We start from the raw sequence: 11,824 nt of genomic DNA, 5'->3' as shown, positions 1-11,824 counted from the left end.
TGAAAATGAAACGCTATGTAATTTGCCAAATTATAAATGAAACAAAATATTTAGCTGCTTATGCAGAAACAAAGAAAGAAGCAATTGAAAAAGCAGAACTGTTAGGATTAAGGACTGGAGAACGCTATATTGTTATTACAGAGGAAGAAGCAGAAGGATTACAATATCCGTAAAAAGACGGTAGTCATAATGGCTACCGTCTTTTTACACTTGAGAAATGACTTATCCAGTTATTTCTCGGGCAGCAAGACCACTACTTCAAAATTTGGAGAGAATAAAGAAGATAGATGGAGAATAACTGCTCGTAAAATTTCCATTGTGATGAAAGATTCATTTGAGATACAGGTGTTTCTTTTCTTGGAGTGAATTTTGATTTAGAGAGGGAATTACATACCAATGTGAGAATGTATATGCGTATTGCATAGTAGAGGAGATGAAACGAGAAATGAATCGAATCCAATATATAAGACAGAAAGAAAAACAGTATCATGAACATTTTTATGCTAATCATAAGTTATTTGAAGAAGGATCATGGTTACAGAGGCCAGTTTCGGGTGTTATTGAAATGATGAGTTTGTTCCAAGAACAACAATGCATTACTGTATTAGATTTAGGTTGTGGGGTTGGTAGAAACAGTATGCCAATTGCTCAAAGAATAAAAACAGGGAAAGTAGTATGTGTAGATCTGCTTTCCTCAGCATTGTGTCGATTGAAGCAGTATAGTTATGATTTTGGTGTTGCAGATCGTATTCAAACTGTAGAGAGTAATATTGAACATTATCAAATTACTGCAAATGAATATGACTATATTGTGGCAGTATCTAGTTTAGAACATGTTCCTTCCAAGAGTGAACTTCAGAATGTATTACACAATATGAAAACAGGAACGAAAGATAAAGGGATTAATTATATTGTGATGAATTCCGGTGTGGAAGAAATCGATATGAACACGAATGTAAAGTTGGATCCTTTATTTGAAGTAAATTTGGCAACAGAAGAAATCCTTTATACGTTGCGTAAGATATATATAGGATGGGAAGAATTATGCGTAGTAGTAAAGCCCCTAGAGTATAGGATTGCAAGGGAGGAGAAGCACGTGTTATTAAGGACAAATGCAATTACTTTTTGTGTAAGAAAAAAATTTGGAAATGTATGAAGCTCTTTGCCACGCTAACTGGCAATTTCACTTTATTGTTTGTCGAAATTAGTGGTTCGGCTACTTGTAGTACTAGATGGAGATCCAGTTCGATATTGGTTTATATATTGAGTAAAGTTCCAAGAGTGTAGAAATTTTTCAGCAGCTTGATAACCAGAGTGATAGAGCCATTCTTTCTCTTCAACACTTAAATTGAAGTTGGTACTAGTAATATTTCCGGTAGGTATTTTAATAGTACGTGCTCTTGCTTCTGTATTGAGATAGCGTAAATCGTGGGCTTGCATCATTGTTTTAAATAGCCCTTTAAACATCGAAATAGGTTCTTCATAATGAACGGGTTCAGCTTGAATCTCGTCTTTTACAAAATGAAATCCAAAGGTAGGCCAGCGGGGAATGTTTGGTGAGTCAAAAATCCATATCGGATAATTGCTGAGAATACCTCCGTCGACTATATAGCAAGGCTGCTTCCATTTAGGAGTTTTCCATTTAACAGGCTGAAAAAAGAAAGGGATTGTAGCACTCATTCTCACTGCTTTTGCAATAGAAAATTTTTTGTTAGGAAATCCATAATGCAGTAAGTCATCAGGGAAAACGACCATTTTACCATTACTAATATCGGAAGCGATGATTTTTAAGCCTTCAGGGTTAGGTAAGTCACTAAAACAATGCACCTCTTTTTTAGATAATAAATCTTCTAACCATTGTTCTATAAAATCATTTTTATATATCCCCATTTTAACCCATACATTTATTCCTTTTCCGATAATAGGGATTTTATCTATGCATGTTTTTGTAATGAAATTTGTATAATCAGCACCATTTATAATTGTTTTTAATTCTTTTCCTGTATAGCCGCAGGCGAGAAGTGCTGCAATAATAGCACCTGCTGATGTACCAGCGACTCGCTCCCATTCATAATTATGCTTTTCTAACGCACAGATTGCTCCAACATGTGCAATCCCTCGAACTCCGCCTCCTTCAAAGACACCATCTATTTTCATGAAAACAATTCCTTTCGATTTATTATTTATCCCGCATTAACGGGCAGTAAGCCCCCCACCTTAAGATTCAGAGAAGAGCGAAGAAGATAGGTGGGGGATAACTGCCCGTAAAAGCCCGATTGGTTCAACTAACCATCAGTGTGGGATGAAGAAAACCCCCACTGATGGAAGTTTCACTTTATTTTTTTATATGAAATAAACAGCAAAAAAGCACGGCAAGTGCGTGCTTTTTTACAATAGTTGTTAAAGTTTACTTAGAAGAGAAAGCCGCCGGTGCAACTAGCTCCAATGATGATAAGAAGGATAAATAAAACGATTAATAAAGCAAAACCGCCGTATCCGCATCCTCCACAACCGTATCCGTATCCGAATCCTCCACAACCGGGACCATATCCGTATCCGTAACCCATATTCATTTCCTCCTTAATATGAAAAATTTAGGGGTGAACAAAGTGAAATTTATGAGGATGTACTACAAGGGATGATGAAATTGCATGTTTGTAGGAACACTGTATATTATGTAATAGGGAAGCGTTTCGATTATGACGAACAAGCCTTTTTTTCATAATGGGTATAGATATGAATAAAGAAAAATGTGAAAGAAACACTAGCAAATTTTGTGATATGATGTAGGAAATCATGTTGAATAAGGAGTTTTTATGACAAAACATATTGAAGAATTAATCGAAAAATATCAATTGACTCATATAAAAGATGAGTTGTTGGCTACAGTATTTGAATGTATAAAAGTAGTACCAAAACAAGAAGCGGTATTACCAGTAGGTTGTTCAAAAATGGGAGGATATCCCGATCTACCAGCAACGTTAGCCTATCCTACATATAAAGGGCATCCTCTTCATTTTGTTGCACAGTTTAATTTAGCTGAACTTCAAGCTGTAGGTATGAAGAATGATTTTCCTCAAAGTGGTATGTTGTATTTTTTCTATTTTGCTGATGATGAGCAGGAAGCCTTTTGTGAGGTATATGGAAATTCAAACGTAAAAGAAGGCTGGCGTGTTTTATATTATGAAGGAGAAATAGATGATGTACAAAAAACGAATCAAGTGAAGGGGCAATATTCTCAATGTAGGGTTACATTTGAAATAGCACAAAAACTTCCAGATTTGTTTATTGAGGACGAAAATGATTCAGATCGTTTCTTACAATTGTTAGAGGAATTAATCCCTGATTGCTATGACAATCATCAAGTTTTCGGTACACCGTTTTCAGTTCAAACAGAAGTGTTGGAAGAAGCACAGGAATATATAGGTTTGCATCATAGCGAGATAACATTATTATTTCAAGTAGATTCTGACGAGGAACATTTGAACATGATGTGGGGTGATATGGGAATGTTATATTTCTGTATTGCGAATGAAGATATAAAGCGGCGACGTTTTGATAAAGCTTGCTGTATTTTGCAAAGTTTATAAAGTAAAAAAAGGCAGTTTCACGTGTATATAACGGAAGCTGCTTTTATAATTGGATCGAGTTGTTCAGCGATTATTTATTTGTATAAGAAGGTAGTTCATCGTCGTTTGAATTACGTCATGTGTAAGTCATTTTTTTAACTTTAATGCGATTTGTAAATGTAAAAAATCGGATTTTCTTTTTTGTGAAAATTCGTATATAGTTGATGTATGGAAGAAAGCTATTTTAAGATTATCTTATACTACGAGGATGTGATGAAATGAAGAAATCTATAAAATATGTATCTACTATAGTACTTTGCTCATCTATTATAACCGGAGCGCTTCATATGCCTTCAGTCTCATACGCTGCTACAAAACAAGTAGGAGATACGGCTAATTCTGTAAATGATGCAAAATTAATTACAGAATTTCAGCAAGAATTACAACAACATTTAAATAATCGTGAAACAAATATTACAATTAAATATAAGACGAAACATGCTAATGTACAAGAAGTTTTGGATACATTGGTGCAGGCTTATAATCAAACGTTAGAAAAAGATGAATACTTAAAATACAATGTAAGCAGCACAAAGTTTTCGATTCGGGGTTTACCAGGAAATTACTCATTTACACTAAATATTTCATATCGTGAAACGAAAGAGCAATCACAGTACGTAATGAAACAAGCGAAATCAATTGTAAATTCAATAATTACAACTGGAATGGATGAGAATGAAAAAGTAAAAGCCATTCATGACTATGTAGTGAAACATGTTTCATATGACACATCGCTTCAGTCTTATACCGCATATGATGCATTAGCAAATCATTCGGCGGTTTGTCAAGGATATGCACTATTAACGTATCAGCTATTAAAAGAGGCTGGAATTCAATCCCATATTGTAACGGGAACTGGAAATGGTCAGTCTCACGCATGGAATCTTGTAAATATTGATGGTAAATGGTATCACCTCGATACGACATTCGATGATCCAGTTCCGGATAAACAGGGACGTGTTATGTATTCTTATTTTAATATGTCTGATGAGCAAATGAGTAAAGATCATCAATGGGATCGTAGTAAATATCCAGTTGCAAATACAAACTATTATAATGAGTTAACGACTAAAATTAAAGCAGGCAATAAGAAATCCTCTAGTTATCAACAAATATTAAAAGATACAAATCTTGTTTATTTAGCACCAGAATTTGGGGCTGAAGATTACAAACAGTTAAAGCAAAAATTACAGCAAAAATTCACATCTAAACAAGAAAAGATAGAACTTTGTTACCATCAAACAGTAGATAAAACGATGCAAGATGTTAAAAAGGTAATGAATGAGATTTCTTGGCCAAAAGGAGCAAAGCAAGTATCGTATCAGGTAGCTCCTTATCAAGCGCAAGATGGATCCTCATTGTTAACAATTACATTTACGTATTAAATTGTGTGAAAGGGCATCTAAATGAAGATGCTCTTTTTTGTGCAAAAATATTTTGAATGTTTGAGTGTTATTGACTACTACAGTTATATTATTATATGAATTGAGAGCCTGTTAGAACTGGGACAACGGTGTTATTAATAAGGTTCTATTACTTGTAAAATAGTGTCTAATAACCCTGGAAATCTTTTGTTTAAGTCTTCTGTTCTAATAGAGATGAAACGTTGTGTCCCTTCAATTCTTGTATACATAACACCAGATTCTCGTAATAATTTAAAGTGACGCGATAGTGTGGATTTGGCAATCGGAATTTTTACAGCCAGCTTGTATTTCTTTTCTCTATTTACATTTAAACGAAGTGGCATTAGAAGAAATATATACTATGAAACAAAGCAAAAAATAGCTTTATAGTATATATGTTAAATAAAAAATAATTATATTATGTAAACTGAAATACTAAAGCACTGTTTTCATGTATAAACTAAAACAGTGCTTTTCGCTTTGAGTGAATCGTTGCAGCATTTTCATCTTTAATACCAGCTTCTTTAATAATACGTTGTTTTGCTTTATCTAACAAATTGTTTACTGCTTCACCAAAATAGTTTGCTTCTTGTTTTGTGCGGGCTTCTCGTAAACATTTGTAGTTTTCTATCAGCTCCTCTTTTTCAGGGTCTGTTAAGAAATCTTCTATCTTTTTGTTTGTCATACGAAACACCCTCTCTTCTGACAGACACTTCAATTCAGAATTTTATTTTTCATTATATCAACAATTCCTTAGTTATAGTACATATTAACGGTTTAATAATTTGTCAATTTCTTGTATTTTTTCATTTGCTTTATTTATTTGCATATTCTTTGCCTGTTCTCCTCCAAGTGCTTGGTGGAGTAAAAATGTTTGACCAGAAATTGCAGTAACGATTGCAACTTTAATAATTTCTTTAGTTGTTGTCGCATCAAATAAAACAAGGCCCAATAGTGCAGCAAGACTACCAGTAATGATGTCAGCAAAAAAACCAAGATGGAAAAATGTTTTTAATCGGCGTGGAAGCAACAATTTGCCTTGATGATTGATAAGATGGGCAACAAAACCGGTAATTCCACCAACGAGAAGAGCTGTTAGCCACGAATACATATCCATCAGATCCACTCCTTTTAGTTAAATACAATTCTGTTTATATTACAGAAACTCCTTTTAGGACTTTATATACCATATATTGAGAAAATTGGTTTAGGGTGGGTACTTTTATTATACCGAAAATTCTGTCATAAATGGTAGATATTTAAATTGAAATTTCATATAATAAAATTAAATCTAACGAGAACGGAGTGATGTATTATGGCGATTGTTTATAAGCTTTATACAGCTAATGGAAATAAGGAAGGAATGGGCGGCGCTTTGTAAAGAATCGCTATATCCTTCCGCATTATACATTTTAGGGAGGATACGAATTTGAATCGTAATCATTTAGTAACATTTGGATGGGACTTATATTTTGAAGACCAACTATTGGAAGAATGTGAAGTAGGACGTGTTTTGTTAGAGCATAAACATATGTATCGGATTATATGTGAAGATGGTGAATACGTAGCTGAGTTAGCAGGGAAATTTCGCTATGAAGCAAGTGAGAAAGGCGATTATCCTGCAGTTGGTGATTGGGTAAGTGTAACAAAATTGCCAGAAGAAAAGAAAGCGATTATTCATACTGTGCTTACAAGAAAAAGTTCTTTTTCTAGAAAGGTAGCTGGAGAGAAAACGGAGGAACAAATTGTAGCAGCGAATGTGGATTATCTGTTTTTAGTTAATGCTTTAAATGCTGATTTTAATGCGAGACGAATTGAACGTTATTTATTGTTAGCATATGAGAGCGGAGCAACACCTGTTGTTATTTTGACAAAGAGTGATTTATGTACAGATATACAGCAAAAGGTGATGGAAACAGAGGGCGTTGCAATTGGTACACCTATTTTTGCAGTTGATAGTCTGCAACAAACCGGAATAGAGACGTTACAACAGTTTTTACAACCAGGAAAAACAATTGCGCTTGTTGGTTCTTCCGGAGCAGGAAAGTCCACATTATTAAATGCTTTAATGGGAAATGAAGTGGCGAAAACAGGTGGAATTCGTGAGAGCGATAGTAAAGGAAAACATACGACAACGCACCGAGAATTGTTCCAATTACCAACTGGTGCACTTGTTATTGATACACCAGGAATGAGGGAATTGCAGCTTTGGGAAGGAAGCGGGGCGATGCACGCAACCTTTTCTGACATCGAAGAAGCTGCGAAAAAATGTCGTTTTCGTGATTGCCAACATGAGAATGAACCAGGTTGTGCAATTCGCATTGCTATTAATGAGGGAACATTAGAAGAAGCGCGACTTTTCAATTATAAAAAGTTGCAAAAAGAAATTGCTTATGCGATGAGAAAACAAGATGCTCTTTTGGCTCGTACAGAGCGCGAAAAATGGAAAAAGACAACGAAGCAAATGAGGCAGAAGAAATAAAAAATAAAACTCCAAAGGCGTAGATGCATCGGTTGAAGAACAATTAGCCTCTATGGAGGAATTTGGTTTAGCAGCTGGAACACTATCAAAATAGCTGGAAATTACAAGTGTTAATTGAGCCGATTTAAAGTGTAATGAAAAAGTGCGTGGGAAAAGTAATCCACGCACTTTTTGTTTTAGTTACGATGAAATTTGGTTTTTAAATTGATGCTATAGAGTTTCGGACGGGAAAATACAGCTGTTATAGTCATTTGTGGTACAATAAATGTTACTATATAGAAGTAGGGTATAATGAGCAAGAGGTAAGAGAGGGGTTATTTTATGCTACATGAGGAGATTACATCATTTTTTCAAGTTCCTCCGCAAGAAGTTGGAAGTCAAGGATGGAAATATTACATTCAAGAGGAAAACGGCGCGTATTCTATAACAGAAACAATATTATCAACAGGTACAAGTATAGAACTATTTTTTAATGAAGACGATGAGATTCGTCTCGTTTTATATAAAGATGGTCAGCCGATTACAACGATTCAACGTATTGCTGTCCAAAAGATGGATATTATTAAAGATGAGGAAAGCTTTCAATTTGTATTAGATCGTATGCCAAGCCGTATGATTCGATTACAGTTAAAACCATTTCTTGCAGTTGAAATGGGATTGTACTGGGAAGTATGTGAAGATTGTGAGTAAAAAACATCCGTTACTAACGGATGTTTTTTATGTTTTTTGCTGTTGTTTGAAAGCAATAATTGGAAGCAGAATTAAGCTAATCCATCCAATTACAGGATATAGCATATGAAGTAATTCACTATAACCGATATAACTAAAGCAATAACTAATGAGTAAGATAAAATAAATAATGATGTTACTCTTCCACCCAGTGATAGATTGCATCTGTTTTGTCATACCAAATACATTACCAACGAGTGTTGTAAATACTTCCCCAAAAATAATTAACACAAAAAAGAAATGAAAAGTAGCATTGAAGCGGCGTACAACTTCTGCCATTGGAATATTGTATTGATAAAATTGTTCAACAGATAAAATAGCGAGGTGACTACATAACAAAATTAAACAAAGACCTGCTCCCCCAATATCCCTCCCCATTTAATGGCTTTTTGATCTTTTACTTCACTTGCTAATGGTACAAGTACACTTTGGGCGAGAGAAAGGTTGAGTGCAACATATGTGACTGGACTTGTAATCCATTTGACATTCCAATTTTCAGAAGGTGTTATGTTGAAAAGAGAAGTTGCATCATGAAAGAATGTTGTAATAGATAGCCCTACAATAAAAATCATCATAATTGGTACGACGAGCGAGTTGACTTCAAAGACTCCTTGTAATCCTCTGCTACCAATTACAATACAAGCAAGTATCGTTATAAAGATACCAAGCTGTCTTGGTAGGCGAAGTTGTTCTTCAAATACCGCTCCAGCTCCGGAAAGCATGACGCTTGTTACACCAAATAATACGAGAAGTAATAAAATATTTACAACGTTACCAAAGATATCTCCAAATAAATATTTGTTAAATTCTTGAGCAGAAAATGCTTCAATTTGTGAAGAAAGAAGCATCATTTTTGTACCTAACCAAATAAAGAAAATACCGCTTACTAAAATACCAATTGTTCCGTATGTACCATGAATTGTAAAGAATTCAACGATTTCTCTTCCTGTTGCAAATCCAGCTCCAACAACAGTGCCTATATAAGTAGCAGCAATTTTCTTTGCTACTTTCCATTGTTGATTATCCATTTAATCCCTCTTTCTTGTATGATGAGCTTCATTTATTTTGCAGCCTCACCCTAACTTTTGCTATATCTCCACTGATGGAAAACTCGACTAATTGGGTTCTTTAGGGCAGTTATTCTCTACCCATCTTCTTTGTTTTTTTCTGAATTTTGAGGTGAGGGTCTTACTACCGTCTACAAGAATTGGTTCAACTAACGAGCAATGAGAGATAAAGCTCTTATTTACCGCTGAAACTTTCACTTTACTACATACATATGAATGAGTTTGGACAAACATACGATGAAGTTGGATTTTTTGTATTATTCATATTTGTCTTACAGTTTGTGGTATAATGAAGCAAAAAAGGGGGCAGAGAAGATGTTTCGCTTTTTTAAAAAAGGAAAGGAAGAAAGAGAAATTACGCAAGATGAGCTAGAACTTGCTATGGCAAAATTTCTTGAAACGAATGCGAATGTGGTATATACGGTATTAGTAAATGATGATTACACGGTTAATTATGATTTATTAAAACCGTATTTACCGGCTTTTCCTACAAATGTGTTCATTATTACGAAGGAAACCCTTGAAGTATTTGAGAATACACAAGAAAATCTTGCTCTTGTCAAAGAAATTGATGATGTACAGCGTGCTGTTGATCAATATGTGACAGAGAAAGAAGTCTTTCCAATCGTCGAAGGAAATGAGAATCGGCTTATATGTTCGATAAAGTTAGGGCCATACTTAAAAAGGACGCTAGAACGTGATTTATATGTATCAGAGAAACATTATTTAGTGACAAGCAAGCCTGATAAAATGAATAAAAGTATTGTACAATAAAGAAACAACAATGGAGAATTGTTGTCTTTTTTTTGTAAATATTATGTGGGAAGAGATAGAGAAGAGGGGACTTCATGATTCTGAGGAAATGGGATTCAAATTTAAAGATTCGACTAGTAGGAGAATGGCTCTTTGGGCTTTTCTTTTGGATGCTCCTTCCGTTTATGGCAATATATTTTGCAGAAGAACTAGGAAAAACGATGGCTGGAGTATTACTTGTATTGTCGCAAATATTATCTGTTTTGGCTAATTTAGTAGGTGGTTATTTAGCAGATACATATGGCCGTAAGCGTATGATGGTGATTGCTACATTTGTACAAAGCGCTGCATTTGTACTATTTGCTTTTGCAAATTCACCGTGGTTGCAATCTCCTATCTTAACATTTGTAGCTTTTTCTACTATTGGTATTATGGGTTCTTTATATTATCCAGCAAGTGCAGCAATGGTTGCTGATTTAGTATCTGAAGAACAACAAAGTAAAGTATTTGCGGTTTTTTATACAATGATTAATATTAATGTTGTACTGGGACCGATTTTAGGAGCGTATTTCTTTTTCTCTCATCGCTTTGAATTGTTAATAGCGAGTGTTGTAATTAATTTTATAGTAGCATTTGTATTACTTAAGTTTATAAAAGAGACGTTACCAGAGAAGAAGAGAGAAGTAGAAAAGCAAACAGGATGGCTTACTGTTGTGAATGAGCAGATAAAGAATTATCGAATTATTTTTCAAGATCGTGTCTTTCTACTATTTATTATTGCAGGTATTCTCGTTGCCCAAACTTTCACTCAACTTGACCTATTGTTAGCAGTATACATAAAAGAAAATGTTCCTACGCAAGAGTTTTTTCATTTGAGTTTAAATGGAGAAAAATTGTTTAGTTGGATTATTGCAGAAAATGGATTTTTGGTTGCTCTATTTACTGTATATGTAACAAGGCTAGCAAATTACTTTTCTGAGCGGATTATTTTTCTGTTATCTTCTTTTGCATATGGGATAGCAATGATTATTTTTCCTCATACTATCTCAGTCTGGGGCCTCATTATTGCAATGCTCATTTTCACGTTTGGAGAGCTATTAGTTGTTGGAATTCAAAATAGTTTCGTTTCTAAATTGGCGCCTGAACATATGCGAGGACAATACTTTGCGGCAGCAACACTTCGATGGTCTATCGGCCGAACAATTGCACCGATTGCGATTCCCTTAACAGCATGGATAGGTTATCAATACACATTCTATATCATTGCAGTACTTGCATTTTTGAGTGCATTTTTATATTCCATGATGTTCCAGTTGTTACAAGGACGAAAAATTCAGGTGAAAAAGACGATAAATGAATAAGTAAAATAACACGCTCTTTTTTTGTAAGAGCGTGTTATTTTATATATAGATTATATTTTTCGTTCTAGCGCTAGTTTAATGCCGAATCCTATAAGAGCAGTGCCTGTGATACTTTGCATAATGCGCTGTGTGGCAGGTTTTTTCATAAATGTACGAACACGATGAATGAAATAAATGTACAATAAAAACCATATAGCAGTTAGTACAGTATAAGTCATTCCCATCGTAAGAAATTGTATAAATGTATTACTCTTAGCATCTATGAATTGTGGCAAAAATGTTAAAAAGAAAATAGCAACTTTAGGGTTTAGAAGGTTTGTATGGAAGTTTCACTTTATATGGTAATGAGTTGTTCATTTTTTCTTATAAGATTTCGCACTGTTCAGTATGTATTTCTATA

General features: G+C 34.4%; 12 protein-coding genes and 3 pseudogenes. 8 read left to right on the top strand and 7 right to left on the bottom strand.

The window, feature by feature from the left end; genetic code table 11:
- Window positions 1-5 precede the first annotated feature (5 nt).
- Both ACEWFJ_RS15650 and ACEWFJ_RS15645 read left to right on the top strand, forming a co-directional pair.
- Window positions 6-173 (top strand): DUF3933 family protein, encoded by a 168-nt coding sequence (locus ACEWFJ_RS15650; RefSeq protein WP_230576292.1) that lies wholly within the window; start codon window positions 6-8, stop codon window positions 171-173.
- A gap of 272 nt (window positions 174-445) precedes the next feature.
- Window positions 446-1,156: a class I SAM-dependent methyltransferase gene (locus ACEWFJ_RS15645; RefSeq protein WP_473689160.1), complete on the top strand. Its 711-nt coding sequence runs from the start codon at window positions 446-448 to the stop codon at window positions 1,154-1,156.
- Between the two features lie 32 nt (window positions 1,157-1,188).
- On the opposite strand, the gene ACEWFJ_RS15640 is transcribed toward ACEWFJ_RS15645, so the two are convergent.
- Together ACEWFJ_RS15640 and ACEWFJ_RS15635 are read right to left on the bottom strand one after the other, a co-directional pair.
- Window positions 1,189-2,157: a patatin-like phospholipase family protein gene (locus ACEWFJ_RS15640; protein WP_473689159.1), complete on the bottom strand. Its 969-nt coding sequence runs from the start codon at window positions 2,155-2,157 to the stop codon at window positions 1,189-1,191.
- A gap of 254 nt (window positions 2,158-2,411) precedes the next feature.
- Window positions 2,412-2,567 carry a YjcZ family sporulation protein gene (locus ACEWFJ_RS15635; RefSeq protein WP_473689158.1) on the bottom strand — a complete coding sequence of 52 codons (156 nt, stop codon included), beginning with the start codon at window positions 2,565-2,567 and terminating at the stop codon, window positions 2,412-2,414.
- A gap of 249 nt (window positions 2,568-2,816) precedes the next feature.
- Between ACEWFJ_RS15635 and ACEWFJ_RS15630 the strand changes: the two genes are divergently transcribed.
- Both ACEWFJ_RS15630 and ACEWFJ_RS15625 read left to right on the top strand, forming a co-directional pair.
- On the top strand, window positions 2,817-3,590 hold the full coding sequence (locus ACEWFJ_RS15630; RefSeq protein ID WP_473689157.1) for a YwqG family protein: 774 nt from the start codon (window positions 2,817-2,819) through the stop codon (window positions 3,588-3,590).
- A gap of 257 nt (window positions 3,591-3,847) precedes the next feature.
- Window positions 3,848-5,014, top strand: coding sequence for a transglutaminase domain-containing protein (locus ACEWFJ_RS15625; RefSeq protein ID WP_473689156.1), 1,167 nt, complete (start codon window positions 3,848-3,850; stop codon window positions 5,012-5,014).
- Between the two features lie 134 nt (window positions 5,015-5,148).
- On the opposite strand, the pseudogene ACEWFJ_RS15620 reads toward ACEWFJ_RS15625, so the two are convergent.
- From ACEWFJ_RS15620 to ACEWFJ_RS15610, 3 genes and pseudogenes are all read right to left on the bottom strand, one after another.
- Window positions 5,149-5,331 (bottom strand): annotated as a pseudogene (locus ACEWFJ_RS15620) (ArsR/SmtB family transcription factor); the annotation flags it as partial.
- A gap of 161 nt (window positions 5,332-5,492) precedes the next feature.
- Window positions 5,493-5,717 (bottom strand): hypothetical protein, encoded by a 225-nt coding sequence (locus ACEWFJ_RS15615; protein WP_253629316.1) that lies wholly within the window; start codon window positions 5,715-5,717, stop codon window positions 5,493-5,495.
- A gap of 84 nt (window positions 5,718-5,801) precedes the next feature.
- Entirely contained in the window at window positions 5,802-6,149 is a 348-nt protein-coding gene (locus ACEWFJ_RS15610; protein WP_098310449.1) for a DUF4257 domain-containing protein, read from the bottom strand.
- Window positions 6,150-6,461: 312 nt separating this feature from the next.
- On the opposite strand from ACEWFJ_RS15610, the gene rsgA reads away from it, so the two are divergent.
- Window positions 6,462-7,514 carry a ribosome small subunit-dependent GTPase A gene (rsgA, locus tag ACEWFJ_RS15605; protein ID WP_473689155.1) on the top strand — a complete coding sequence of 351 codons (1,053 nt, stop codon included), beginning with the start codon at window positions 6,462-6,464 and terminating at the stop codon, window positions 7,512-7,514.
- 321 nt (window positions 7,515-7,835) lie between these two features.
- Window positions 7,836-8,204, top strand: a complete 369-nt coding sequence (locus tag ACEWFJ_RS15600; RefSeq protein WP_253629317.1) for a DUF3979 family protein — start codon at window positions 7,836-7,838, stop codon at window positions 8,202-8,204.
- 27 nt (window positions 8,205-8,231) lie between these two features.
- On the opposite strand, the pseudogene ACEWFJ_RS15595 reads toward ACEWFJ_RS15600, so the two are convergent.
- Window positions 8,232-9,271 (bottom strand): annotated as a pseudogene (locus ACEWFJ_RS15595) (YkvI family membrane protein).
- A 354-nt stretch (window positions 9,272-9,625) separates the two neighbouring features.
- Between ACEWFJ_RS15595 and ACEWFJ_RS15590 the strand changes: the two are divergent.
- Window positions 9,626-10,084, top strand: a complete 459-nt coding sequence (locus ACEWFJ_RS15590; RefSeq protein WP_429710491.1) for a DUF3939 domain-containing protein — start codon at window positions 9,626-9,628, stop codon at window positions 10,082-10,084.
- A gap of 74 nt (window positions 10,085-10,158) precedes the next feature.
- Complete coding sequence (locus tag ACEWFJ_RS15585; protein ID WP_473689154.1) at window positions 10,159-11,424, top strand: MDR family MFS transporter; 1,266 nt, start codon at window positions 10,159-10,161, stop codon at window positions 11,422-11,424.
- 50 nt (window positions 11,425-11,474) lie between these two features.
- Here the strand turns inward: ACEWFJ_RS15585 and ACEWFJ_RS15580 are convergent.
- Window positions 11,475-11,750: pseudogene (locus ACEWFJ_RS15580) on the bottom strand (LysE family translocator); the annotation flags it as partial.
- Window positions 11,751-11,824: the final 74 nt, after the last annotated feature.

The sequence above is a fragment of the Bacillus sp. EA-CB0995 genome, from assembly GCF_055814245.1.
The sequence above is the reverse complement of the archived record's forward strand: the minus strand, read 5'-3'. Positions and strand labels throughout refer to the sequence as shown.

What these genes read in the sequence shown, in the direction of transcription:
- ACEWFJ_RS15645 (WP_473689160.1), top strand. Translation starts at nt 446, where the DNA reads ATGAATCGAATCCAATATATAAGACAGAAAGAAAAACAGTATCATGAA.
- ACEWFJ_RS15650 (WP_230576292.1), top strand. Translation starts at nt 6, where the DNA reads ATGAAACGCTATGTAATTTGCCAAATTATAAATGAAACAAAATATTTA.
- ACEWFJ_RS15585 (WP_473689154.1), top strand. Translation starts at nt 10,159, where the DNA reads ATGATTCTGAGGAAATGGGATTCAAATTTAAAGATTCGACTAGTAGGA.
- ACEWFJ_RS15630 (WP_473689157.1), top strand. Translation starts at nt 2,817, where the DNA reads ATGACAAAACATATTGAAGAATTAATCGAAAAATATCAATTGACTCAT.
- ACEWFJ_RS15590 (WP_429710491.1), top strand. Translation starts at nt 9,626, where the DNA reads ATGTTTCGCTTTTTTAAAAAAGGAAAGGAAGAAAGAGAAATTACGCAA.
- ACEWFJ_RS15635 (WP_473689158.1), bottom strand. Translation starts at nt 2,567, where the DNA reads ATGGGTTACGGATACGGATATGGTCCCGGTTGTGGAGGATTCGGATAC.
- ACEWFJ_RS15610 (WP_098310449.1), bottom strand. Translation starts at nt 6,149, where the DNA reads ATGGATATGTATTCGTGGCTAACAGCTCTTCTCGTTGGTGGAATTACC.
- ACEWFJ_RS15640 (WP_473689159.1), bottom strand. Translation starts at nt 2,157, where the DNA reads ATGAAAATAGATGGTGTCTTTGAAGGAGGCGGAGTTCGAGGGATTGCA.
- ACEWFJ_RS15625 (WP_473689156.1), top strand. Translation starts at nt 3,848, where the DNA reads ATGAAGAAATCTATAAAATATGTATCTACTATAGTACTTTGCTCATCT.
- ACEWFJ_RS15600 (WP_253629317.1), top strand. Translation starts at nt 7,836, where the DNA reads ATGCTACATGAGGAGATTACATCATTTTTTCAAGTTCCTCCGCAAGAA.
- ACEWFJ_RS15615 (WP_253629316.1), bottom strand. Translation starts at nt 5,717, where the DNA reads ATGACAAACAAAAAGATAGAAGATTTCTTAACAGACCCTGAAAAAGAG.